Below are 24799 nucleotides of genomic sequence, written 5' to 3'. Positions count from 1 at the left end.
CTTTCTTTTTTTCTGTTCGTGGTTTTTGGCGGAGATTTAGAATGATAAAGTCAACGGCACAGGGGGGAATCGGATTGGCGAACCTGAAGAAGTTCCTAATAAGAAGGCTCCTCACGTTTATCCCCACCCTCATTGGAGTTACCCTCATAGTCTTTCTGATCGCCTACGTTATCCCTGCGGACGTTGCCAGGGCATGGGCTGGCGGTGAGAAGGCGAGTCAGGCGTACATGGAGCAGATAAAGAAGGAGTACCACCTCGATGAGCCCTGGTACGACCAGTACTGGTTCCTCGTGAGCGGACTGGCGCGGAACAGCATAATCGACCCGAGGACGTCCAACTACGTCCTTGACGATATACGGGATCGTTTCCCCGTGACGTTTGAGTTGGCATTGGTGGCGTTCTTCTTCATCCTGATAATAGGTATTCCCCTTGGCATAATCTCGGCCCTTAAGAGAAACACGTGGATAGACACCGTCATCAGGTTCTTCGCCCTCACCGGCGTTTCAATGCCGGTCTTCTGGCTGGGCTACCTTCTCATATACGTGTTCTTCGTCGAGGTTCACTGGATAACCCTCGCCGGCTTCCCGGCCCCGCCCGAGCACCAGATAACTCACATTCCAATGATAGACGCCCTCATCACCGGGGACTTCTCGACCTTCAGCCAGCACCTCCACAGGCTCTGGCTCCCCGGCTTCACGCTGGGATTCATGGGTGCCGGCGTTCTCGCCAGGTTCGTCAGGAACAGCTTCCTTGAGGCCATAGGCAGCGACTACGTTGGGTTCCTCAAGGCCAAGGGCGTTCCCAAGAGGGGAATCTACCGCCACGCCCTCAAGAACGCCATGGTTCCGATAGTCACCGTCCTCGGCCTTCAGTTCGGAGGACTGCTCGGCGGAACCCCTATCACCGAGACGGTGTTCGGCCTCCCGGGAATGGGTTCCTACGTTATCGACTCGATCAGGAACCTCGACTTCCCCGCGGTCGTGGCCATAACCATGATCTTCGCCCTGATATTCCTCATAACGAACCTCGTCGTGGACATACTCTACGCCCTGATAGACCCGAGGGTGAGGTACTGACGCCGGGGGTGATAAAATGGGCAGGGAAGAGTACAAATCAAACATTCTTGACAAGCTCTCCGATAAGCTCGTCGAGGGATTTGGAAGCTTCATAAGTCTGTTCAAGAAGGACTGGAAGAAGAAAAACCGCTCCAAGATGGAAGAATGGAAGCTCATGCTCTACGCCCTCAACCGCTCCCCGCCGGGCCTCATAGGACTGGCGCTCGTGCTGATGTTTGTGCTCCTCGGCATATTCGGCCCCAGCCTCGCCACGTGGAACTACCGGTTCTTCCCGACCAACTACAACATGAGCACCTACCTCGCCCCGCCCGGCTCGACGTACTTCCTGAACGTTACCGAGCTTAGGGGGGACAACATCATCCAGTACACCACGAACATCCACTACACGCTGGGTGCGGACAACTTCGGTAGGGACCTCGTCAGCCTCATCCTCTACGGGGCCAGGGTCTCCCTGGTGATATCGATAGTCGTCATAGTCCTCGGCGTGCCCCTGGGCATCATCCTGGGTCTCATCGCCGGGTACTACGGCGGCAAGGTTGACGAGCTCGTCATGCGCATCACCGATGTGTTCCTGGCCTTCCCGGCGCTCATCCTCGCCATGGCCTTCTCCGCCGTGCTCCCGCAGAGGCTTCAGAACTTCATCTCCACCCATGAGTCCGTCCAGAGCTTCGTGCTGTGGCTCTTCGCGCTTGAACCCCAGGACGCCGGCAACCTCGGAAAGCTCCTCGCCGTCATACTCGCCATGATCATAGTCTGGTGGCCTGCCTACGCCAGAATAACACGCGGTTCGACCCTCACCGAGAGGGAGAGCCTCTACGTTGAAGCCGCCCGCGCCATAGGACTCAGCTCCAGAACGATAATGTTCAAGCACATCCTGCCCAACATCATCGGGCCGATACTCGTCTACATCACCCTCGACTTCGGTGGCGTCATCCTGATGGAGGCCGGCCTGAGCTTCCTCGGTCTTGGTGCAACGCCGCCGATAGCGGACTGGGGCAGGATAGTCTACGACGGCTCCCAGTACTTCCCGGAGCACTGGTGGCTCGTTACGTTCTCGGGCTTCATGATCATGCTCGTGGCCCTCGGATGGAACCTCCTCGGTGACACGATGAGGGACATCCTCGACCCGAAGACGAGGAGGAGCATAGAGTTCAAGGTTAAGAAGGCCAAGAAGGAGGGTGAGAGCAATGCCTGAGCCGATCCTTGAGGTCCGCGACCTGACCGTCCACTTTTACACCTACGCTGGAATAGTCAAGGCCATCGAAAGGGTCTCCTTCGACGTTTACCGCGGCGAGACCTTCGCGCTCGTCGGTGAAACCGGCTGTGGAAAGAGCGTTACCTCGCGCGCCCTCACCCAGCTCATCGAGAGCCCCGGAAAGATTGTGGAGGGCAGCGTGATTTACCACAGAGAGGATGGTTCGACCGTCGATCTTCTCAAGCTGAGCTCCGAGGAAATAAGGGACATAAGGGGCAAGGAGATAGCCTACATCTTCCAGGACCCCCATGCGTCGCTCGACCCGCTCTACACGGTGGGGTACCAGATAGCCGAGGGAATGGTGGTTCACAACACGGTCAAGGACTGGAAAGAGGGCTTTAAGAAGGCCGTCGATATTCTCCGCCGCGTCCTCATCCCCGACCCGGAGAACAGGGTAAAGAACTACCCCCACGAGATGAGCGGAGGAATGAAACAGCGTGTCGTCATCGGAACGGGCGTCGCCAACAACCCCAAGATACTCATCGCCGACGAGCCAACGACCGCCCTCGACGTCACGGTTCAGGCCCAGATACTAGAGCTGATGAACAAGCTCAAGCGCGAGTACAACACCACCGTGATACTCATCACCCACAACATGGGTGTCGTCGCGGAAATGGCCGACCGCGTTGCCGTCATGTACGCGGGTAAAATAGTCGAGATTGGCTCCGTTGACCAGATATTCAAGAACCCGCTCCACCCGTACACGCAGGGTCTCCTCAGGGCAGTTCCCAACCCGCTGGCGAAGATAGAGCGGCTCGATACCATCCCGGGAACGGTTCCCAACCTGATAGAGCCGCCAGGGGGATGCCGCTTCCACCCGAGGTGCCCGAGGGTCATGGGCGTCTGCAAGGATAAGGTCCCCGAGCTGAAGGAGATAGAGCCCGGTCACTTCGTGGCGTGCCACCTTTACTGAGGTGATACCATGAGCGAGCCGATACTCGAAGTTAAAAACCTCAAGAAGTATTTCCCCATCAGGGGCCTTTTCAGAACCGAGGGCTACGTTAAGGCCGTTGACGACGTCAGCTTCAGGATAAACCGGGGTGAAACCTTCGGTCTCGTCGGAGAGAGCGGCTGTGGAAAAACAACCACCGGAAGGACCATCCTCCGCCTCATCGAACCCACAAGCGGTCAAATCATCTTCCAGGGCAAGGACGTCACGAAGCTCAAGGGCGAGGAAATGAAGTGGTTCAGGCGGAAGGCCCAGATCATGTTCCAGGACCCCTACTCCTCACTCAACCCCAGGCAGACGGTCTTCGAGGTCATCATGGAACCAGTCCGCTTCCACAAGATACCCGTTGACGACCCCGAGGAGTTCGTGATAAGGCTCTTGGAGAGCGTCGGCCTCAACGAGATGCACCTCTACCGCTATCCCCACGAGTTCAGCGGCGGCCAGAGGCAGAGAATAGCCCTCGCCAGACTGCTGGCCCTCAGGCCGGAGTTCATAGTCCTCGACGAGCCCACCTCGGCCCTCGACGTTTCGGTTCAGGCCAACATCCTCAACACCCTCAAGGACCTCCAGAGGGAGTTCGGCTTCACGTACCTGTTCATCAGCCACGACCTCGGTGTCGTTAAGTACATGAGCCACAGGATGGGCGTTATGTATCTCGGAAAGCTCGTTGAGGTCGGGCCGGCGGAAGAGATCTTCGAAAACCCCCTCCACCCGTACACCAAGTTCCTGCTGTCTGCCATACCCGTTCCCGACCCGGAGCTGTCGAGGGAGCTCAAGGCAAAGCGCATGAAGGTAGAAGGAGAGCCGCCGAGCCCGATAAACCCGCCCCAGGGATGCCGCTTCCACCCGAGATGTCCGTTTGCCAAGGCGGGACTCTGCGACAAAAAAGAGCCCCCGCTGGTGGAGGTCGAGAACGGCCACTACGTCGCCTGCTGGCTCTACGGAAAGGCATGATTTTTCTATTCCCTATTTTCCCTTCCCAGCCACTGGAGTGCCATTCCTGCGTTGGAGTCTATTTTGAGCAGTTCCCTGTAAACGGGGTCGCTGACTTCCCGGCCGTCCACTTCGAATTCGAGGACTGCATAGCCCCCGGGTTTCACCACGGTTTCCCCCAGCTCCGCGGGACTCTTTATCCCGAGGACCTTCCTCATTATCGCCAGGGCCAGCAGGGCCTCCCGGTTCTTCTTGGCCAGCTCCTCGTCCCTGTCCACGTGCCGCTGATGCCCGGTGGGTATCCCTATGAGCCGCCAGATGCTCCAGCGCCTCATGTGGTGTGCCCTCTCGTTGAACCTCTCGCCGCTGAGGTCGTAGAGGGTCACGAAGAGTGAGGTGAGGTACCCCACGACGGACTCACACTCCAAGAGTGCTCCCCTCGGCTTTTCCTCGGCAATTATCAGGTCTTTGGCCTTTCTTATCAGCGTTGCACGCCTCTCGGGTTTCTCCACCCTCAGCGAAAAGTACGCGTCCACACCGTACATCCCTGTCCTTGTCTCGAAGAGCACGTAGGGAACCCTCAGCCTCATACCTCTCCCCCCGTTGAGTACGTGGGATAAGCATATAAAACCGCCGGAGGAATAATCCCGGAGCTGGGGGCTATGAGGATTGGGGAACTACCGATCGACGAGCGGATTAAGAGGGTCATCATCGAGAGGGGCATAGAGGAGCTTTATCCGCCGCAGGCTGAAGCTCTGAAGAGCGGCGTCCTGGAGGGAAAAAACCTCATACTCGCCATCCCAACCGCGAGCGGAAAGACCCTGGTGAGCGAGATAGTCATGGCCAACAGGCTCCTCCGCGAGGGTGGAAAGGCGGTCTACCTGGTTCCGCTCAAAGCCCTTGCCGAAGAGAAGTACCGGGAGTTCAAGGCATGGGAAGTTCTCGGCCTCCGCGTTGCGGCAACCACCGGCGATTACGATTCAACCGATGAGTGGCTCGGGAGGTACGACATAATCGTCGCCACCGCCGAGAAGTTCGACTCCCTTTTGAGGCACGGCGCGAGATGGATTAACGACGTGAAACTCGTCGTGGCGGACGAGGTTCACCTCATAGGCTCCTACGACAGAGGAGCGACGCTGGAGATGATACTCAGCCACATGCTCGACAGGGCCCAGATTCTGGCCCTGAGCGCCACGGTCGGAAACGCCGGGGAGCTGGCGGAGTGGCTCAACGCGGAGCTCGTTGTGAGCGACTGGCGGCCGGTCGAGCTGAGGAAGGGCGTTTTTCACCTTGGGGAGCTTGTATGGGAGGACGGAAAGAGGGAGCGCTATCCGGAGAACTGGGAGAGTCTGGCGATTGACGCGGTCAAGAGGGGCAAGCAGGCGCTGGTGTTCGTCAACACCCGCCGCTCTGCTGAGAAGGAGGCCCTCTCGCTGTCCTCCAAGGTATCACGTCTTCTCACGAAGCCCGAAAAACGGAGGCTCGAAGAGCTTGCAGACTCGATAGAGGACAACCCCACAACCGAGAAGCTTAAGAGGGCACTGCGGGGCGGCGTCGCCTTCCACCACGCGGGCCTGGGCAGGGCAGAGAGGACTATGATAGAGGATGCCTTCCGCGAGGGTTTGATTAAGGTAATAACCGCCACCCCGACTCTCAGCGCCGGAATAAACCTCCCCGCGTTCCGCGTCATCATACGGGACACCAAGCGCTACGCCGGCTTCGGCTGGACGGACATCCCCGTTCTCGAAATACAGCAGATGATGGGCAGAGCAGGGAGGCCGAAGTACGATAGGGTTGGGGAGGCCATAGTGGTCGCCAGAACGGAAGACCCGAAGAAGCTGATGGAGAAGTACATCCACGGAAAGCCTGAAAAGCTGTTCTCGATGCTCGCCAACGAGCAGGCCTTCAGGAGCCAGGTTCTGGCTTTGATAACGAACTTCGGCGTGTCGAACTTCAGAGAGCTGATAGGCTTCCTTGAGAAGACCTTCTACTTCCACCAGCGGGATGACACCAGCTCGATAGAGTACAAGGCGAAGGACATAGTCTACTTCCTCATCGAAAACGAATTCGTGGACATGGACACGGACGACCGCTTCATAGCCCTCCCCTTCGGAAAGCGCACCGCCCAGCTCTACATCGACCCGCTGACGGCGAAGAGGTTCAAGGACGCCTTTCCAGCAATTGGGAGGAACCCCAATCCCTTCGGAATCTTCCAGCTGATAGCCTCGACGCCGGACATGGCCACTCTGAACGCCCGGAGGCGGGAGATGGAGGACTACCTCGACCTGGCATACGAGATGGAGGACAAGCTTTACACGAACATCCCGTACTACGAGGACTCGCGCTTCCAGGGCTTTTTAGGACAGATAAAAACGGCAAAGGTGCTTCTCGACTGGATAAACGAGGTTCCGGAGACGAGGATATACGAGACCTACAACATGGACCCCGGAGACCTCTACAGAATTCTGGAGCTCGCGGACTGGCTCATGTACTCCCTCATCGAGCTGTACAGGCTCTTCGAGCCGGAAGAAGACGTGCTGAACTACCTGAGAGACCTGCACCTCAGGCTGAGGCATGGAGTCAGAGAGGAACTTCTTGAGCTGGTCAGGCTCCCCAACATCGGAAGGAAGAGGGCGAGGGCGCTCTACAACGCCGGCTTCAGGAGCCAGGAGGACATAATGCGCGCCAAGGTGAGGGACCTCCTGGAGGTCGAGGGCATCGGAATGAAAGTGGTTGAAGGTTTGTTTCGTCACTTCGGCGTGGAGATGCCGAAGGGTGCTAAAAAAGACTCCAAAAAGGTGGAAAAAGCGCGAAAGGGAACCCTCGATGCTTTCCTGAAGTAGGGCCAATCTTTTTAAATCTCCCTATTTTACTCGGGCGTGGGCACTATGATAATCATCGTGACTGGAATGCCCGGTTCGGGAAAGAGCAGAATCGTCAAGGAGTTCGAGAGGAGAGGCTTTCCGAGCATTTCTATGGGAGACGTCGTGAGGGAGGAGACGGTAAAGCGCGGTCTGGAGCTGACCAAGGAGAACGTTGCCAAGGTGAGCATCCGCCTGAGGCAGGAGCTGGGTCAGAACGCCGTTGCGAAGCTGACGGTCGAGAAGGTGAGGCGCCTCCTTGAGGACAGCAGGGTCGTCGTTATAGACGGCGTCCGCTCCCTCGACGAGGTTGGAACCTTCAGGAGCGCTTTTCCGACGGAGGAAATAATAATACTCGCCGTTCACACGCCACCGCACATGCGCTTCGACAGACTCAAAGCCCGCGGAAGGCACGACGACCCGAGGACGTGGGAGGACTTTGAGGAGCGCGACTGGAAGGAGCTGAAGTTCGGCATAGGAAACGTCATAGCAATGGCGGACCACATGGTAGTGAACGATGGGACGAAGGACGAGTACGATAAAAGGGTAAAGGAGCTGGTCGACAGGATTCTAACCCAGCATTGAGTCGAGGAACAGCATCACGTAGAAGCCCAGGAAGAATCCCAGGGTTATCAGCGTGTCGCTATTTTCTCCCCTGTATATCTCGGGTATCATCTCCTTCACGGTCACGTAGAGCATCGCCCCGCCGGCCAGGCCGAGGCCGTACGGCAGGAGCCAGGCAAAGAGTGTGAAGAAATACGCCCCGAGGAGCACCATGGCCATCTCCGCGAAGCCGCTCAGCACGCCCATTGCTATCGGCCCGAGGCGCTTCTTCTGTATCGTCGCGAGGGGCAGCGAGACGACGGTCCCCTCCGGGAAGTCCTGGATTCCTATGGCTATGGTGGTTACCAGACCGACCTCAAGGTTGTAGACGAGGGACGTTCCAACAGCGAGGCCCTCCGGCAGGTTGTGGATTATCACCGCTATGACTAGAAGCCAGACCTTTCTCAGTTTGTCCTTCATGGATTTGGGGCCCTCGTAGCCCTTGACGAGGTGCTCGTGGGGGAGGAAGCGGTCTATGGCGTAGATGAGCAGCACCCCGAGGGCTATTCCTATTCCAGCGGGGGCAAAGGAGCCGGTGCTCTCTATCGCCGGCAGGATGAGGCTCGTGAAGGCCGCCACTATCATCACGCCGGCGGCGAAGCTGAGGGCGAAATCAACGCCGCCCTCGGGGAGGCTTTTGGCGAATATCGCCACCATGGCACCGAGGGAAGTCATGAGTGCGACGAAAAGCCCGGCATAGAAGGCAACCCACATGATTTCGCCGTTCGAGATGCTCAGTATCCACTCAGCGAGATTGGCCACGAAGTTCTCTAACACTATTAGGCCACCCTAACTATTTGGGCGGTTGGGTTTATAAGCCTTCCCGCGAGGTTCTTCTGGGTGAGAAGATGGAGCTCTTTGAGGAAGTTGAGGTCGAGGCTTACGTTTATCCGACTGAGGACATCGAGAAGGTCAAGAGGGCCATGCTGAACCTGGTTCATGACCTGGAGTTCGAGGCGTTCGATAGGGGCGATTACATCATCCTGACCGGCAAAACGAAGAGCAGAAAGGCCCTGAGCAGGCTCTACGAGCTCTTCCGGGGACAGGCCATACTCGACACCGCGCGCTCGTTCCTTGAGGAGGGCTATTTTGGAGAAGAGATAATCATCAGGGTCAACAAGCAGGCAGCTTATGCGGGCGTCGTCAACTTCAACGAGGAGTCGCCGCTGGGCCCGATAACGATAATCATCAGAACCAAAGACCCCGGAAAATTAATGAAGTGGCTCGCGCCGAGGACCAAGGACGGGGTGCCGATAGAATAAAAAAGAAAGCTCATTCGGCGGCTTTCTTCTTCCTCCTGCCCCAGCTTATCTGGGCCGTCAGGATTCTCTCGGAGGAGAACAGCCTCGCCGTTGCGTAGAGTATGGCCACCGCTATGATTCCCAGGTAGAGGGCACTGGCCGCTATTGCTCCGTAGTTCTCCACCAGCACGTATCTGTAGTCAAGTATCGGATGGGTGAAGGGTATTGCTTTGAGGACGTACTGAAAGACCACCGGAAGGTCCCCTATGTCGGTGTACATGAGTATGAACGCAGGGAACGCCAGGGGCAGGATTACCGCGCTGACCAGCGTTGTTGCGCTCTGGACGTCTTCGGCGAAGGTTGCCACTATCATCGCCAGGCTGAGGGAGATTATTATCGTCAGGAACACCACTAGGGCGAATAGGGCGGCGCCCGTGGGTGTTATCACGAGGCCGAGGTCTCCAAGGCTGACCCCCAGGTCTCCCCCCATGAAGGAGCCCATGTACTGCCGCATACCTATCATGTACGCCACCGCCGCGACCAGACCCATCATGGCGGTTCCGAATATCTTGGCCCCGACTATGTGGGTCCTGGGAACCGGCAGTGTAAGCAGCGTTTCCAGCGTTTTGTTTTCCTTTTCACTCGCTATTGCTCCAGCGGCCATCTGTGAGGTTATCATGACCATTAGGAAGATTATCAGGGGTATCGTGAATGCCTGGGACGCTATCACTCCCGAGACGACCCCCGGAGGGACATCGACCACCCTGTCGTTTATGTAAGACCTGCTCTCCACGGTTATTGGATGCAGGACTGCGTCCGGATTTTCGGCGCCCAGTGCGGCCACCTTAAGGCGAGCTATCTCCTCGCTCAGTATCCCTATGACTGCGCTTATCCTGCCCTCACTGACGCTCTCTTTCATTCCCGTTCCCACGCTCAGAAAGATGCCGTATATCTCAACCGTGGCGGTTTCGTTCGCCGTCAGCTTGGCGGAGAAATCCCTGGGAATAACCACCAGGACGTTCTGTTTATTCTCCACCGCCCATTGAAGCGCTCCTTCGAGCGTCGTGGCGTTTACTAGGGTTACGCTGGTGTTGGGAGCAGTCTTGAGCGCATCCACGAGAGCTTTTCCGTAACGTCCCTCGTCAAAGTTCACTATCGTCACGTGCGTCGTCCCTGTTGCCTGCTCCATTCCCACCTGTATGAACTTCCCCATCATGGGGTAGATTATAAGGGGGACTATTATGAGGCCGAAGAGCAACTTTCTGTCCCTGAAGAGGTTCTTAAGCTCCTTCTTGGCCATCACCCAGAAGTCGCTCATGCTCCCTCACCCCCGATCGGCTCGTTCGCCCGCGCCCCCACCGCGGTCATGAAGACCTCCTCAAGGTTCTCTGCCCCGTACTTCTCCTTCAGCTCCCCGGGAGTTCCCAGCTCAACTATCCTTCCCCCCGCTATCATTGCCACCCTGTCGCAGAGAAACTCTACCTCAAGCATGTTGTGGCTTGAGAGCAGGAAGGTGACCCCCTCGCTCCTTGCAAAGCGCCTAATCGTCTGTCGTATCTCGTACGCGTTAACTATGTCCAGCCCGCTTGCCGGCTCGTCCAGTATCGCCAGCTTCGGCTTCACCATGAGCGCCCTCGCTATGAGGAGCTTCCTCGTCATTCCTTTGGAGTACGTCGACACCTTGTCGTGCAGCCTCTTCCCGAGTCCGCTGAGCTCAACCCCCAGTTCGAGCATCTCTTCCGCCCTCTCGTCGTCTTTGGAGTAGAGCCGAGCCATGAACTGGAGGTATTCGTAGCCGGTGAGGTTCTTGTAGGCGCCTGCCTCCTCCGGCAGGTAGCTGATGATCTCCCTGACCCTGTCGGCTTCCTTCACCACGTCGTGGCCGTCTATCTTCGCGCTTCCCCCGGTTGGCTTGAGCAGGGTTGAGAGTATCTTGAGTGTGGTACTCTTTCCGGCGCCGTTGGGCCCTATGAGCCCGAATATTTCGCCCTCGCTGATGGAGAAGCTTATTCCCTTGAGGGCCTTCACCTTTCCGTAGTCCTTCTCCAGGTTCAGAACCTCAACCATGGGCATTGCGCCTCACCCCCAGCTTGTACACGAGCAGTCCAATGGTGGCAAGCACCACACCAAATGCAAAGAGCTCTTTTATCCCTGCGTAACCGCCGATTATGGCATGCCGATGCCCGTTGTCACCCCGAGCCATCCGTTCAGTTCGTGCCCGTTCTTGAACCGGTGCCCGAGTCCGATGAGGAGGGCGCCGGCCATTATGAGGCCGAACTCGATGAGGAGCAGCGGCGTGTTTATTCCCCTGCAGACCTCTCCGCTGGGGAGCTTCATGCAGGCGAGCCTTTCAACGGGCGGTCTGAGCATCCCCAGTGCCACCCCCAGGAAGTAGACCAGTCCCCCGGCGGTCTTCTTAACGTTCATTTCCCTCACCCCCGTATATGAACACGTCCTCGATTTTAACGCCGAAAAAGCGGGCTATCCTGAACGCCAGCCTCAAGGAGGGGTCATATCTCCCCTTCTCGATGGCTATTATCGTCTGTCTCGTAACCCCGAGGGTTTTCGCCAGCTCCTCCTGCGTCAGTCCCATTGCCTCTCTCAGCTCACGCAGGCGGTTCTTCACTCACATCACCCGTTCGTAGTGGTACTGCGAGACCACGAGGGCAACCACACCAAGCGCGAGCGGAATCAGCAACTTTGTGGCGGTTTCCGTGTTTCCGTTTGAGTATTCCCACAGGTATTCGGCAAAGAGGACTATGCTGACTACAGCGAATGCGTTCCTCGTGCTTTTGACGCTTATCAGCTCGGTTCTCTCGTCTTCTATCCGTCCCACCCTGGAGTTGTAGTACCTGTTCAGGGCGTAGACCAGGAGAACGCTCAGGAGGAATATCCCCACGGCTAGGGATGCCCTTCCCGACTTGGTTGAGTATGCAAGGCCGATGACTATCATGGCGATTAATCCGGCGAGCAGGCCTTCGTAGCTGGACTTCACTCACATCACCCTCGCGTAGTGATGCTTAAGGTACAGCTTGAGGATTGAGGTCAGAACCATCAGACCAAGGGCCAGGTAGTATGCACTTCTTAGAGCAGAGTCCTTTTCGGAGAGAACAGAAAGCACCACAACCGCAAATGCTAGAGCCAGTACCAGCACCTGGAGGGTTCTCCGTGAGGCCATCTCCTCGATGCGGAGCGTTCTCTCGTCACTTATAACCTCTCCGCGTTTTTTGAGCCAGTCAGCGTAGAGGAACGAAACCGCGATTGCCGCCGCCAGGACGCCAAAAGCCAGTGCAATGCTTCCAATCCCCAGCGCCACGACCAGTAACGCGGTCGTGGTTGCCGGAATCGCGTAGCCCAGGATTCTCCATCTCTCCATGCTCTCACCATGTAAAGTTCCCTTTACGTAAAGCTTCCTTTACGTCCTTATAAGCCTTTCCCCTCAAAGTTTTTAAAGCGCCGGGGAGAAGTTCAATCCGCGCGGGGGTTGCCGAGCCTGGCCAAAGGCGCGGGATTTAGGGTCCCGTCCCGTAGGGGTTCGCGGGTTCAAATCCCGTCCCCCGCACCACAGAAACTTTTGCCAAGCAAAAGTTTCATCAAAAGTTGGTAGCTCCTTTTGAAAGGCTAAATTTCGAGTGATTTTCTTCGTTACTGGCCAAGTTTAATTGTGAGAACTTTTCAATTGCTCCCCTGGTGAGGGTTTAACCTTTAAATCGACGCCCGGAGGGCGTCAATGGAGAGCAAACCATGTTCAATGGTTTCTTCGAAGTGTTCTCGCTTGAAAATGGGCACTTGGGGAATAAAATCGGTTACAGGAGCGTTCTCTGTGATGAGCTACAAACTTTTGGTCAAGCTTTTTTCTAAAAGCTTCCTGTACTCTCAAACCCACCGAAGTGATACTTCTCCACGTTAGGAAACTTTGCGCGGGCAAAGTTTCTTTGGTGAAGCTTTTCTCAAAAACTTCCTGTCCTCTCAAACACCCGATATGGGACTTTGCCCCGGAGGGATGAGTGCTGTACCTACATATGTACCTACACAACCACCTACACTACTAAAAACAAAAAAGGCCTTTATATTGGACCAACGTAATTTCCAACGCAAAGAACCCCCAGGGGGTGCGTGGTAGATGAAGGTCAGGACCAGGAGAGGTGCTGTAGGTATAGGCACCCTGATTGTGTTTATAGCCATGGTTCTAGTGGCGGCGGTTGCCGCGGCAGTGCTTATCAACACGAGCGGCTACCTGCAGCAGAAGGCTTCCAGCACGGGCAGGGAGAGCACTGAGCAGGTCGCTAGCGGAATACAGGTCATGCAGGTTGTTGGATACTACAATGATAGTGTCACACCCAAGGGAATAACCAAGCTTGCCATTTACGTTACTCCGAACGCTGGCAGCGCCGGAATAGACCTCAGCAACACCAAGATAATCCTCAGCAACGGAAGTGCCCAGGCAGTTCTTAAGTACAACTCCAGCCTCAACCTCTACGACAACGGTAACAACAGCATATTCACCGCCAGCGCGTGGCCGAACAGCACTTACAAGACCAACTTCGGTATCATAGTCATCCAGGACTACGACGGCAGTGTTCAGAAGACCTCCCCGACCATGAACTCGGGAGACATAGTCGTCCTCACCGTTGATGTTAAGGACCTCTTCAGCAATGCAATACCCGTCAGGACCCACATCACCGGACAGGTCGTTCCGGAGTTTGGTGCTCCGGGTGTCATCGACTTCACCACGCCAAGCACCTACACGACCGCCATAGTGAACCTGCAGTGAGGGAGGTGGTGTGAATGAGGCTCGTTAAGAAGAGGGGTGCCGTTGGTATCGGTACCCTTATAGTCTTCATAGCCATGGTGCTCGTTGCCGCCGTTGCCGCGGCAGTGCTTATCAACACGAGCGGCTACCTGCAGCAGAAGGCTTCCAGCACTGGTAGGGCCAGCACCGAGCAGGTCGCCAGCGGAATACAGGTCATGAGGGTTACCGGACACGTCAGTGGAGATTACATTGACAAGCTTGCCATTTACGTTACTCCGAACGCTGGCAGCGCCGGAATAGACCTCAACAACACCAAGATCCTCATCGCCAACAACGAGACCCAGGTCTACCTCAAGTACAAGGAGAGCCAGGACGGTACCAACACGTCGAATGTGTTCTCCACCAGCTTCTGGACCAACGCCGACAGTGACTACTATGTGGCGCTCGTGATACAGGACTACGATAAGTCCGCCATCGACGGTACCACCCTCAACAAGGGTGACATAGCCGCCCTGCTCGTTGACGTTAAGCAGGCCCTCTACAATAACAACAACGGTATCCCAGTGAGAACCCACATTACCGGAAAGGTTATTCCGGAGTTCGGTGCTCCGGGTGTCATCGACTTCACCACGCCAAGCACCTACACCACGGACATCGTCGACCTCCAGTGACTCCTTCTGGGCCCTTTCCCTTTTCGTTCTTTGAAGATTTTTAGGGGGTGATAGCCAATGCGGAGGAAGGGTGCAATAGGCATCGGCACGCTCATCGTCTTCATAGCCATGGTACTTGTAGCTGCAGTGGCGGCCGGAGTCATCATCGGTACCGCCGGCTACCTTGAGCAGAAGGCTCAGGCGGCTGGCAGGCAGACGACTCAGGAGGTAGCGAGCGGAATAAAAGTCATTAACATCTACGGATATACGAACGCCACCCCGCCGAGCAAGGGCAACATCCAAAAGATGGCCATATTCATAGCCCCCAACTCGGGGAGTGAAGGTATCGACCTCAGCAACGTTAAGGTTGTCCTCAGCGACGGGATTAGACTCGTCGTCTATAACTACAGCGGGATACTTTACAGGGGCGTCATAGATGATCTGTTCAACAGCGGCAACATATCAACGGAGGTGTGGAACAACACCACCCTGGGCAACACAAGCTTTGCAATAGCCGTTATCCACGACAGTGCCAACGAGATGGACGTCAACCATCCCACCCTGGAGTGGGGTGACATAGTGGCGCTCCTCCTGAAAACCGTGGTCTTCAGGGACGAAAACAACAATCCGGGTATTCCTCCTGCAACGAAGATAGTGGGTAAGGTCATACCCGAGGTCGGCGCCGCAGGCGTCATAGACTTCGCGACCCCGGCCACGTACAACTCTAAGGTGATGGTGTTACAGTGAGGGGGTGAAGGGTGATGCCCGTTAGGATGCGTGGGGCTATTGGCATCGGCACGCTCATCGTCTTCATAGCCATGGTACTCGTGGCAGCGGTGGCTGCAGGAGTGCTCATAAGCACCAGCGGCTATCTCCAGCAGAAAGCCATGGCCACGGGCAGGCAGACGACTCAGGAGGTAGCGAGCGGAATAAAGGTAATGAACGTTTACGGCTACATCAACGGGAGTCCTCCGGCCGTGAGCAATATAACCAGGATGGTCATCTACGTCAGTCCGAATGCAGGCTCCGGAGGAATCGACCTCTCGAAGGTCAAGGTCGTCCTCAGCGACGGCTCCAAGATGGCTGTCTTCAGGTACTTTGACTCCAACAAAGACGGCAACCTCGGGTCCAGCGTAAACGCCAGCTACTTCCACTACAATGGGGACATCAGGGACATCTTCGAGTACGATTCTAAGCTGAAGCCATACGGGAGCGGTGCGGTTGGGTTGACCACGGTTACTAACGTTTCCGACGTATGGCAGAACCTCTACAACGCAACCTCCGGTGGACACATGCTCTTTGGAATAGCCGTTGTTCAGGACGGCGACGGAAGCCTCGCGGAGAACTACGAAAACCCGACGATGAACTGGGGGGACATAGCCGCCATAATGCTCTGGGCCCTGCCCTTCGACAAGGACACCAACCCCACCAACGGCTTCGGAATCCCACCGGCCACGAAGGTCACCGGAAAGGTTATACCAGAAAACGGCGCCGGCGGCGTTATCGACTTCACCACGCCATCGACATATACAGAGAACATAATGGAGCTCCAGTGAGGGGGGATGGTTAGTGGCGCTAGAGTTCCTTTCATCATTGTTCAAGAAAAAACCCAAGGAAGAGGTGGCCGAGGAACCAGTGTTCGAGGAGGAGCTCGAAGAGCGTGTTGAGCAGAGGGAAGAGAACGAGCAGATAACCCAGATACTGGAAAGAATCAACGAGATAGAGAACGACATTCCGAGGATAAAGATAAGCGTTGATACCATCAAGAAGCAGATGCAGGAGCTCAGGGATGACATAGACCGACTTGACAAGACCATCAAGGACGTCATGATGCTCTATGAGGTTATCAGCCAGGAGATAAATCCCTTCAAGGAGCAGATGAGTCAGGAAAGCCCGCTCACCAGCGAGATACAGGACCTCAGGAAGGAACTGGAAGACTTAAAGCTGGAACTTGCACAGATAAAAAACGACATCAAGGTGCTCGCGGGGTATGGTGTTGACCTCGACTCTATAATCTACGAGGTGCTCGCGGAGGTGTGAGGCATGGAAATGGCAAGGCTCGTCACCGAGGCAGACATCAACGCAAAGCTTGCCGAACTGAAGGGCAAGGTTCCAACGGTAGTCATCAACGACCTCAGGGAGAAGCTCATAGCCAGGAAGGAGAACCTGACCTATGACCAGCTGGAGAAGATAATTCAGAAGGTGCTCGATACCTACGGCAGTCAGGCCACCAAGTACGAGCAGCTCAACAGGCGTGTCGATGAGCTGGGCAGGAGGCTCACTGATCTCAGCAGTCAGCTGAGCAGACTGGTGGAGGCCCTTGAGTCCACCAAGTTCGAGGTTCAGGAAAAGAAGGCTGAAACTGTTTCAAAGAAGGTTGAAGAGGTTCACGAGAAGATAGAGAAGCTTGAGGAGATGCTCGAAGGCGAAGAGGAGGAAGTTCCTAGCGAAATCACTGAAAAGCTGGATGAACTCCACAGGAAGGTGGAGGAGATAGCCGAAAAGGTAGAGACCCAGACCGCCGTTGAGAAACTAGAAGAGGCTCAGGAGAAGCTTGAGGAACTCCAGGAGAAGGTAGAGGCGGGTGAAGAGGTCAGTGAAGAGGAACTGGCCGCGGCCGAAGAGGCGGTGGCAAAGGCACAGGCGGAGCTTGAGGCCGCCCCCGAGGAGGTCACCATCACAGAGGTGCCGGAGGAAATAGTCGAAGCACCAGTAGAGGTCGTGGAGATTGAAGAGGTCGAAGAAAAGCCCGAAGTGGAAGAAGCGGAAGAACTCCCGGAGGTGGCCGGGGAGGAGGTCACCGAGGTTATTCCGGAGGAAGAGGTCACCGTAACTGAGGAAGTTGAAGCTCCGGAGGTTCCCGAAGAAATTGAAGAAGTCGAGGCCGCCCCCACGGCGGCGGTTGAAGAGGTTCCCGCTCACGAGGTTGTTGAGGAGGAAAAAGTTGAGGAAGGTGGTGTTGAGATGGCCGAGAAAATCCAGATTCCCGAGGATATAGCGACCCTCCTCTTCGAGGAAGAGCCCAGGAAGGCCAGGCTTGAGAAACTGCCTGAGGACATAGTATCGACCATGATAGCGCTTAAGTGGCTTGGATTCCTTATCGACAGGGTCGGCATCCAGAACCTTGAGCGCGTCCTTGAGTTCTACTATGAAATTGGCTGGATAAGCGAGGAGGTGCTCAACCAGCTCCTGCGCTACGCCAAGGGCACAAGGCCTCACCACAGAGACCCCGAGTGGAAGCCGGCCGAAAAGCTTACCGTTCAGGACCACCTCATAAGCCTGCTCTTCATCGAGAGGCTTAGGGGTCTCAAAATCAACAGGAACGTCCTTGACAAGCTGGAAAGGGAAATCAAAATACTGGAGAAGACTCTCGATGAGTTCTACGGCATCTGAGGAACCACACAGGGGGGCGGCCTATGGGCTTCAGCGTCTCAGCGAGTGCAGCGATAATCTTCATTTCATTTTTACTAGCCGCCAGTACACTCTATGCCGCATGGGACAACAGCTACTCCAACGTTCGGGCCGCCCAGGATGATTGGTACGAACTGAAGGTTTCAAGACTCAACACCCTGCTCGGTCTGAACGCCAGTTTAGGCTCCGTTTCATGGGGTAGCGGTTACTACAATCTGACCCTTTACGTTCAGAACTCTGGGGAGACCCAGTACCTGCCGCACTGGAGCGGAGTATACGACGGTGATTACGTAACGCTGTACAACATCAGCGACGATAACGTCGGGTGGGCTGAGAATTACACGTATCTCCTCCCTGGGGAAACTGCAAACCTAAATGTGACTAACGTTGGGGAGGATGGAAAACTCCACAATCTCACGATCATCTTTGCCAATGGATGCTGGCTCAGGCTGAGCTGGCACTACAACGGAACCGCAGTCTTGCTGGATGGTCAGAGCAGGGGCTGTCCAACGGAGGTGAGTTGATGGCGGCGGGGGGACCAGCGAGTGAGCTCATAATGTTCATCGTTGCGGTTATAATTGCCGGCACCGTTGCCGGGGCCCTTGCATACGTTACCACCGATATAGCCCATGGTATAAATGACAGGGGTGAGATGCTCGCTGATCAGCTGAGGACGGATTTTGCAATAATAAACGACCCCAATTCGATACCAGTGGACAACACAACGACCCCGTACACATACACGTTTTACATCAAAAACGTCGGGAAGAAGGTTATTCCTTTCAGCTCCGATGCCGTCCAGGTTTTCATCGATGGTAACCTAATCCCCGCCGCCAATCTGACCTTTCAAGACGTTAGCGGCAACCCTATAACGTATCTCAATCCCTACGAGGTGGGTGTGATAAAGGTCATGACCACCCTAAACACCGGTGAGTACTACAGGATAACGATAGTACTGGAGAACGGAAGACGGAGGAGCCTCGTCTTTAGGGCGCCCTGAGTGCCTGCTAAAATAACGATACAGGTGGTGATCATCTTGGTCGAGGAGCTCCTAAAAATAGAGCTGAAGGGCGACGAGCTCCACAGGCGTCTTGGCGGGGGTATCCCAGCGGGCACCATAATGCTTGTTGAAGGGGACAGGGGTACTGGAAAGTCTATCTTCGTCCAGAGGCTCCTCTACGGATTTCTCATGAACGGTTACACCGCCAGTTATATTTCAAGCCAGTACACGACGGTTGAATACATAAAGCAGATGAGTTCGATTGGCTATAACATAATTCCCTTTCTGATAAGGAAGAAGCTGGTTTTCGTGTCGCTCTACCCCCTCCTGACTGGAATCAGCGAGAAGAGGAAATTTCTTGGTAGACTCTTTGGCGAGCCGCGATTGTGGGAACCGGATGTCATGATAATCGATTCATTCTCATCCCTCCTCTCCCGTGAGCAGGACCCCAACGCAATAAGGGATTTCCTCCTTTACGTCAAGAAGGTTGCCTCCCTCGATAAGGTGGTTATCCTCACCGCCAACACGGAAGAGATTGACAGGGACTCACTCTTCGTCCTTGAAGAAGCTGCTACGATGTTAATAAGGCTGAATGTGAAGGTCTTCGGCGGGGATTTGAAGAATTCGGCCACTATAGTCAAGTACAACAATGCCAAAGGCATTTTCCAGAAGATTATCCCCTTCCGCGTTGAGCCGAAGGTAGGCCTGATAGTGGAGATAGCGGCGGTGGTGTGATATGGCGCAGGTGGTCAGCGACACCCTTGAAGAGGCAATGGCGAGGAACCCACACCTCAGGAAATACGTTGACAGATTCAGAAAGAAGTATGGAAAGATGCCTGAGTTTTACGCACAGCTGAGCAGGGATATGAAGGACATACTGTACCCCAACATTCTATACCCCGTCGGAGACCCCATATTCATCCACATCTACGGTGACGCAACAACGGAGAAAAAGTACATTGTCATAGAGCCGAGGATAGAGACCAGGGAAGAGGAACAGAAGTACGCCATGATTAGGGATAAGATACTTGAGCTGGCACCGGCGAGGGATATTCCTGAGGATCAGGAAGAATTTGAGAGGTTCCTCGATGCGCTCTTTGACGAAGCCGTGCTCGCCCTCATAAAATCTAGGAAAGGGGTTCTCGGTAAGGGGAAGACCTTCATCATAACCAAGGAGGAGATGGAGAAGTTCCGCTACCTCATCAAGCGTGATATCATAGGCATCGGCCCGCTTGAACCGATAGCCAGGGACCCGTACATTGAGGATATCCACATAATCGGCGCGAACCACGTATCCCTCGTCCACAAGATATTCGAGATGATGCAGACCAATATCTCCTTCGGCGACGACGTCACGCTGGCTGACTACTTTAAGAACATCGCCGAACGCATCGGAAGACCGGTCAGCGACAGGACCCCAATAGTTGATGGGGCTTTACCCGACGGCTCCCGTATAAACATAATATACTCCCCGGACATTTCTATCCGCGGTCCGAGCGCGACCATTCGTAAGTTCTCGGCCACGCCCATAAGCATAACCCAGCTTATAGCCTGGGGAACGCTCAGCGCCGAAGTGGCCGCTTACCTGTGGGTAGCCCTTGAGTACGGTATGAGTGTTTTTGTCTGCGGTGAGACGGCTTCTGGTAAGACAACCCTCCTCAACTCGATAATCCCATTCATCAAGCCCGGATCGAAGATTTACACCGCAGAGGACACGCCTGAGGTTCAGGTACCGCATCCAACCTGGCAGAGGCTTATAACCCGTGAGAGGGGCCCTGAGGAGAGCAGGGTCACGCTCTTTGACCTCCTGAAAGCTGCGCTACGTTCGAGACCCAACTACATCATAGTCGGTGAGATCCGTGGTGCCGAGGGATCAATAGCCTTCCAGGCGATGCAGACGGGTCACCCCGTCATGAGCACCTTCCACGCGGGCGACATCAAGAAGATGATACAGCGTTTCACCGGTCACCCGATAAACGTTCCGATAACCTTCATAGACAACCTCAACATAGCGGTTTTCCAGCAGGCGGTCTACGTCAAGGGCAAGTTCCTGAGGAGAACCGTCAGCGTCGTTGAGATTGAGGGTTACTACGAGGAGCTCGGCGGCGTCGCGACGAGGAACGTCTTTGAGTGGGACCCCGTTGCGGACAAGCACATATTCCGCGGTTTCAACAACTCTTACATCCTGGAGAGGAAGATAGCCGAGATAGCGGGCTACGAGGATCCCAAGGAGATTTACAACGAGCTGTTCCTCCGCGCGAGGATACTTCAGAGGATGGTTGAGCTAGGCATAACCAACTACTGGGACGTCTACAAGGAGATCAAGGCCTTCTACCAGAGGGGCATTGAGGGGCTGAGCTTCAGGATATAACGGGGGTGATGGGACTGGTGGACGAGAAAATCAGCATCTTCACCAAGGCTGATTTAGACATCAAGACATACCTACGAAAGGTGCTCATCCCTTACCTTGGACTCTCCGCGGTTCTGTTTATCATAGCTGGCATTATAGGTAATCTTCTGGCGTTGTCACTGGGTATCAGAATCCTCCTCTTTTCCATTCCCATAGTTCTCGTGGTTTACGCCGCCGCCTATCCTTACATAACGGCGGACACAAAAAAGATTTCCATCAACTCGAAGATGCCCTATTTCATAACGTACTTCGCCGTTCTGTCCACGAGTGAGATGGGACGAAGCGACCTCGTAAGGATCCTCGCGAAGGATCCCAAGCTCGGCGCCATTGCGAGTGAGCTGAAGAAGGTTTACACGATAGTCGACAAGCTCCACCTCTCCCTCCCCGAGGCCTTCCGATTCCTCGCGAGGAGAACGCCGAGCGTTATGTTCGCCGACTTCCTCGACAGGCTCGCCTACTCCCTCGACAGCGGTGTTGATTTGAAGGAGTACCTCTTCCAGGAGCAGCAGACGGTCATGGACGACTACCAGACATTCTACGAGGGTGCCCTCTACGACCTCGACATCTTCAAGGAGATTTACGAATCGATAATCATCTCGGTCGTCTTCATAGCCGCGTTCGTCATAATCGGGCCGATAATCACCGGAATGGACATCGGAAAGATGGGTCTATACGCCGTGCTCATGACCCTTGCGGCCGAGGTCGGCATTCTGATGGTTGTGAAGTTCCGCATGCCGGAAGATCCCCTCTGGGCGGACAGCAGGGGCCTGGATGACCCGCGCAGGAAGAAGATAAAGAACGCCGCCATCTACTCCGCCTTCGGCGTCGTCATCGTCACGCTTCTCTACTTCACCGTCGTGAGGTCCAGGTACGAGATTCCGGAGCCCTTCGTGGTGGCCCTCGCGCTCACCCCGGTGTACTACCTCGGACACGTCGTGAACAAGGAGGAGAGGTCGATATTCAGGAAGGATGAGAACTTCCCGGCGTTCATAAGGAGCATGGGTTCCTCCCTCGCCGCCAGCGGCGCCTCTCTCGTCCTGGTTCTGAAGTACCTCAGCGCCCACGACTTTGGTTCCCTTACTGAGGACATCAGGGCGCTCTACAGAAGGCTCGCCATCAGGGTCGACAAAGACAGGGCGTGGGACTTCTTCATAGCCGGAACCGGCAGCTGGCTCATTGGAATATTCTCCGAGATATTCAGGGAGAGCCTCCGCATGGGTGCGGAACCCGATTACGTCGGGCTGGTCATCAGCAGGAACTTTGAGAGACTCGTCCGTCTGAGGAGGAAGAGGCAGCAGAGCATAGCGAGCTTCGTCGGCATAATCTACGGTCTCACCGGTGCCTTCGCGTTCTCCCTGGCCGCGTCTTTCCAGGTGGCAGTTTCGATAAGCGCCATGTTCTCCCAGATGGAGATTCCTAGCGAGTACATAGGCGACATAATCCACGTCATTCCCCCCTCGGGCATGAGGTTCCTCCTTTACATAATGCTGGTTATGATGGTCATGCACTCCCTCCTCTCGTCTCTCGTCATAAAACTGGCCGACGGCGGCCACCTCCTGGGCACCGCGAGGTACTTCGTCATAATGCTGTGGGTGTTTGCGGTTGGAATGTACCTTGGACAGACGCTGATGGAGAAGATGATGGGTATGGGGGGCGGAACCGCTCAGATCGCCCTCCATCTGCTGGGGGTGATACCGTGAGGAGGCTCACTGCGATCCTCTTGGCCTTCATGATTCTATCGCCGCTCGTGGGATTTGCCTCTGCATCATCGTTCAGGGGATGGGTGCCCCTGCCCGGCAAAGTTACGGCTGGGGATGTGACATTTGAGTTCAGGGATGTTTCCTTTGACGGAACCCTCGTGGGAACCGTGTACTCGGGCGATTCACAGAGGGATTTCAGCCTCCATCCCGGCGAGAGTGTCTCCGAGAACAACGTTTCGCTTGGTTTCCTCAGGGCGATTGTCGGTGAAAAACCGATTCTCCTCCTGAACGCAAGCTTTCCCTACGTTTTGCAGGGTGAAACACTGGTCTTTGGAGAGTATTCAATCAAGCTCGTCTCGGTGGGGGCGAAGGGGGCCAAGGTTACCGTGTCCAGGGGCGATGAGTCAAAGACGTTCAGCTCGGGGACGATAAAGTTCGGAAACCTCAGGGTCAAGGTCAAGGCATATCCCAAGATTTTTGCCGGCTACCTGAAACCTGGACAGGACGTCACGGCCGCAGGCCGAACGTTGACTTTCACCAATGCCACTATCGAAAAAACCTCAACGGGCTTTGTTGAGACACTTTTCTTTAGATATGAAGGCAGGACGTACTCCGTAACGGTCGGCAAGGAGATCGATGTGGGGCCCTTCCACGTGAAGGCACTTGAACTGGTTGGAGTTGAGTACGCCAAAGTCGAGGTCTTCTTCAGGGGCGCGTCCATGGAGATTCAATCTGTGCCGGATGCAACTTTCTCCCTCTCGCCGGGTCAAACCAGGAACGTTGGCCCCTACGTTCTGCACTACGACTACAACTTCGACGGCTCGGTGGGGGTGTCCCTCAGGAACTCCTGCGGCCAGGTTCTGGCGTCCTCTAGAATCTCCGCCGTGCCGGTGGCGCAGGCCCTCTATCACGGTGGTGTTACGGTTGCCCTTGAAAGCGTTGATGGCAACGGAAAGGCGACTTTCAATGTCTTCATTGATCCTTCAAAGGTTCCCGATATAAAAAAGGTTGCCAACCTCCTGATCACGGTTGACTCATCGCCCGGCAAGAAGTACGTTCCCCAGAAGGTCAGGATAGATGTGGAAAATACGGGCACAGTTGCGCTTTCTAACGTGATCCTCCGCTTCGTTCCTGATCGGGGGTTCAAACTGCTCTCCGGAGGGGAAATCTCCGTTCCCTCTCTCAAGCCGGGGGTACGGAGAGCCTTTGAAGTGACCGTGATGCCGCTTCGTTCCGGAAACGTGAGCCTCGGTAAGGTCATCGCGAAGGCTGTGGCACCCTTCGAACTCGCGTGCGGCGGCTACACGATTTTGACCTTTGAATCCAACTCCCCGAAGATTCAAGTGAGTCCCTCAAAGGTTTCGTACTCCCTAAAGGTTTCGGGGAATGAAAACGTCCGGCTTTATCACCCCCTCGTCATTAACGTGAGTGTAACCAACACGGGTGACGTTGCCCTTCCCGCGAACCTTACAGTTGGCATCCCCAATGGCATCGCTGTCGAACCTAACGGAGTCTTTGAGCCATCGAGTGCCGGACTGGTGGCTCCGCTCAATCTGAAGCCCGGGGACAGCGTTACCATGTCACTCCTGCTCGTTCCGTACTCAGTTGGAAAGCGAAAGGTGAGTGTGTCCATCGAGACGATACCCGGCAGGGTGAACGGAACGGTGGTTGTGATAGATGTGCCCAAGCCCCAGGAAAACGGCACCGAAACCGTGACTGTTACTGTAACCGAGACTGTTCCGTCCAACGGAACCGTAACCGTGACGGAAACACGCACTGAGACAAAGGAGAGCACCGTGACTGAAACGCAGAGTGTTCCGTACACCCCGCTGAAGTCCAAGGCACTCTGGACTGCGGTGGGTGTCCTGATAGGGGCCCTGGCGATAATAACCCTTGCCTGGTACCAGGCCAGGAGGTCATGAGAAAGGTTGATACGCACCTTGCCCCATATTTTTTG

The 24799-nt window shown here is 55.5% G+C and carries 27 protein-coding genes and 1 tRNA gene; 20 read left to right on the top strand and 8 right to left on the bottom strand.

The features are described 5' to 3' along the window. Positions 1–74: 74 nt before the first annotated feature. The 4 genes from E3E51_RS01035 to E3E51_RS01020 are packed head-to-tail and all read left to right on the top strand — an operon-like array spanning position 75 to position 4234. Positions 75–1076, top strand: a complete 1002-nt coding sequence (locus E3E51_RS01035) for an ABC transporter permease (protein ID WP_167911652.1) — start codon at positions 75–77, stop codon at positions 1074–1076. Positions 1077–1092: 16 nt separating this feature from the next. Next, positions 1093–2271 carry an ABC transporter permease gene (locus E3E51_RS01030; protein WP_167911282.1) on the top strand — a complete coding sequence of 393 codons (1179 nt, stop codon included), beginning with the start codon at positions 1093–1095 and terminating at the stop codon, positions 2269–2271. Beyond that, positions 2264–3244, top strand: a complete 981-nt coding sequence (locus tag E3E51_RS01025) for an ABC transporter ATP-binding protein (protein ID WP_167889632.1) — start codon at positions 2264–2266, stop codon at positions 3242–3244. Before E3E51_RS01030 ends, E3E51_RS01025 begins: the two co-directional genes overlap by 8 nt. Positions 3245–3253: 9 nt before the next feature. Then, positions 3254–4234 carry an ABC transporter ATP-binding protein gene (locus tag E3E51_RS01020; protein WP_167911281.1) on the top strand — a complete coding sequence of 327 codons (981 nt, stop codon included), beginning with the start codon at positions 3254–3256 and terminating at the stop codon, positions 4232–4234. A 5-nt stretch (positions 4235–4239) separates the two neighbouring features. Here E3E51_RS01020 and E3E51_RS01015 read toward each other — a convergent pair whose 3' ends face one another. After that, a complete protein-coding gene (locus tag E3E51_RS01015) occupies positions 4240–4803 on the bottom strand; it encodes a hypothetical protein (RefSeq protein ID WP_167911280.1) in 564 nt (187 codons plus the stop codon). A gap of 72 nt (positions 4804–4875) precedes the next feature. Between E3E51_RS01015 and E3E51_RS01010 the strand changes: the two genes are divergently transcribed. Beyond that, entirely contained in the window at positions 4876–7056 is a 2181-nt protein-coding gene (locus tag E3E51_RS01010; protein ID WP_167911279.1) for an ATP-dependent DNA helicase, read from the top strand. Positions 7057–7101: 45 nt separating this feature from the next. Further along, the gene (locus E3E51_RS01005; protein WP_167911651.1) at positions 7102–7659 is read left to right on the top strand and encodes a dephospho-CoA kinase; all 558 of its coding nucleotides are present in this window, start codon (positions 7102–7104) and stop codon (positions 7657–7659) included. On the opposite strand, the gene E3E51_RS01000 is transcribed toward E3E51_RS01005, so the two are convergent. Beyond that, positions 7645–8454 carry a ZIP family metal transporter gene (locus E3E51_RS01000; RefSeq protein WP_167911278.1) on the bottom strand — a complete coding sequence of 270 codons (810 nt, stop codon included), beginning with the start codon at positions 8452–8454 and terminating at the stop codon, positions 7645–7647. The two genes, E3E51_RS01005 and E3E51_RS01000, sit on opposite strands and share 15 nt — an antisense overlap. A 71-nt stretch (positions 8455–8525) precedes the next feature. Between E3E51_RS01000 and E3E51_RS00995 the strand changes: the two genes are divergently transcribed. Beyond that, positions 8526–8939, top strand: coding sequence for an RNA-binding domain-containing protein (locus tag E3E51_RS00995; RefSeq protein ID WP_167911277.1), 414 nt, complete (start codon positions 8526–8528; stop codon positions 8937–8939). A 10-nt stretch (positions 8940–8949) separates the two neighbouring features. On the opposite strand, the gene E3E51_RS00990 is transcribed toward E3E51_RS00995, so the two are convergent. From E3E51_RS00990 to E3E51_RS00965, 6 genes are all read right to left on the bottom strand, one after another. Further along, a complete protein-coding gene (locus E3E51_RS00990) occupies positions 8950–10236 on the bottom strand; it encodes an ABC transporter permease (protein ID WP_167911276.1) in 1287 nt (428 codons plus the stop codon). Further along, positions 10233–10991: an ABC transporter ATP-binding protein gene (locus E3E51_RS00985; protein WP_167911275.1), complete on the bottom strand. Its 759-nt coding sequence runs from the start codon at positions 10989–10991 to the stop codon at positions 10233–10235. The genes E3E51_RS00990 and E3E51_RS00985 overlap by 4 nt, the downstream gene beginning before the upstream one ends. A gap of 93 nt (positions 10992–11084) precedes the next feature. Continuing rightward, positions 11085–11345 carry a hypothetical protein gene (locus E3E51_RS00980; RefSeq protein ID WP_346765927.1) on the bottom strand — a complete coding sequence of 87 codons (261 nt, stop codon included), beginning with the start codon at positions 11343–11345 and terminating at the stop codon, positions 11085–11087. Continuing rightward, positions 11335–11544: a helix-turn-helix transcriptional regulator gene (locus E3E51_RS00975; RefSeq protein WP_167911274.1), complete on the bottom strand. Its 210-nt coding sequence runs from the start codon at positions 11542–11544 to the stop codon at positions 11335–11337. The genes E3E51_RS00980 and E3E51_RS00975 overlap by 11 nt, the downstream gene beginning before the upstream one ends. Then, a complete protein-coding gene (locus tag E3E51_RS00970) occupies positions 11545–11913 on the bottom strand; it encodes a DUF2178 domain-containing protein (RefSeq protein WP_167911273.1) in 369 nt (122 codons plus the stop codon). After that, complete coding sequence (locus tag E3E51_RS00965; RefSeq protein ID WP_167911272.1) at positions 11914–12294, bottom strand: DUF2178 domain-containing protein; 381 nt, start codon at positions 12292–12294, stop codon at positions 11914–11916. Positions 12295–12395: 101 nt separating this feature from the next. Here E3E51_RS00965 and E3E51_RS00960 point away from each other — a divergent pair. From E3E51_RS00960 to E3E51_RS00900, 13 genes are all read left to right on the top strand, one after another. After that, positions 12396–12483, top strand: a tRNA-Leu gene (locus E3E51_RS00960). Between the two features lie 558 nt (positions 12484–13041). Next, complete coding sequence (locus E3E51_RS00955; protein WP_167911271.1) at positions 13042–13692, top strand: flagellin; 651 nt, start codon at positions 13042–13044, stop codon at positions 13690–13692. A 14-nt stretch (positions 13693–13706) separates the two neighbouring features. Beyond that, the gene (locus E3E51_RS00950) at positions 13707–14342 is read left to right on the top strand and encodes a flagellin (RefSeq protein ID WP_167911270.1); all 636 of its coding nucleotides are present in this window, start codon (positions 13707–13709) and stop codon (positions 14340–14342) included. 57 nt (positions 14343–14399) lie between these two features. Further along, positions 14400–15068 carry a flagellin gene (locus E3E51_RS00945; RefSeq protein WP_167911269.1) on the top strand — a complete coding sequence of 223 codons (669 nt, stop codon included), beginning with the start codon at positions 14400–14402 and terminating at the stop codon, positions 15066–15068. A gap of 14 nt (positions 15069–15082) precedes the next feature. Further along, positions 15083–15877 (top strand): flagellin, encoded by a 795-nt coding sequence (locus tag E3E51_RS00940; protein WP_167911268.1) that lies wholly within the window; start codon positions 15083–15085, stop codon positions 15875–15877. 13 nt (positions 15878–15890) lie between these two features. After that, positions 15891–16361, top strand: coding sequence for a flagella accessory protein C (locus E3E51_RS00935; RefSeq protein WP_167911267.1), 471 nt, complete (start codon positions 15891–15893; stop codon positions 16359–16361). A gap of 3 nt (positions 16362–16364) precedes the next feature. Next, positions 16365–17714 (top strand): FlaD/FlaE family flagellar protein, encoded by a 1350-nt coding sequence (locus E3E51_RS00930; RefSeq protein WP_167911266.1) that lies wholly within the window; start codon positions 16365–16367, stop codon positions 17712–17714. Positions 17715–17737: 23 nt separating this feature from the next. Continuing rightward, positions 17738–18256, top strand: coding sequence for a flagella (locus E3E51_RS00925; protein WP_167911265.1), 519 nt, complete (start codon positions 17738–17740; stop codon positions 18254–18256). Further along, positions 18256–18732 (top strand): flagellar protein G, encoded by a 477-nt coding sequence (locus E3E51_RS00920; protein ID WP_167911264.1) that lies wholly within the window; start codon positions 18256–18258, stop codon positions 18730–18732. Before E3E51_RS00925 ends, E3E51_RS00920 begins: the two co-directional genes overlap by 1 nt. Before the next feature lie 36 nt (positions 18733–18768). Continuing rightward, the gene (locus E3E51_RS00915; protein WP_167911650.1) at positions 18769–19467 is read left to right on the top strand and encodes an ATPase domain-containing protein; all 699 of its coding nucleotides are present in this window, start codon (positions 18769–18771) and stop codon (positions 19465–19467) included. Between the two features lies 1 nt (position 19468). Then, positions 19469–21103, top strand: a complete 1635-nt coding sequence (locus tag E3E51_RS00910) for a type II/IV secretion system ATPase subunit (RefSeq protein ID WP_167911263.1) — start codon at positions 19469–19471, stop codon at positions 21101–21103. A 14-nt stretch (positions 21104–21117) separates the two neighbouring features. Continuing rightward, positions 21118–22842, top strand: coding sequence for an archaellar assembly protein FlaJ (gene flaJ, locus E3E51_RS00905; protein WP_167911649.1), 1725 nt, complete (start codon positions 21118–21120; stop codon positions 22840–22842). Next, positions 22839–24764, top strand: a complete 1926-nt coding sequence (locus E3E51_RS00900) for a hypothetical protein (RefSeq protein WP_167911262.1) — start codon at positions 22839–22841, stop codon at positions 24762–24764. The genes flaJ and E3E51_RS00900 overlap by 4 nt, the downstream gene beginning before the upstream one ends. Positions 24765–24799: the final 35 nt, after the last annotated feature.

It is taken from the genome of Thermococcus sp. 21S7, assembly GCF_012027615.1.
In the GTDB taxonomy this organism is placed as follows: Archaea; Methanobacteriota_B; Thermococci; order Thermococcales; family Thermococcaceae; genus Thermococcus.
The sequence above is the reverse complement of the archived record's forward strand: the minus strand, read 5'-3'. Positions and strand labels throughout refer to the sequence as shown.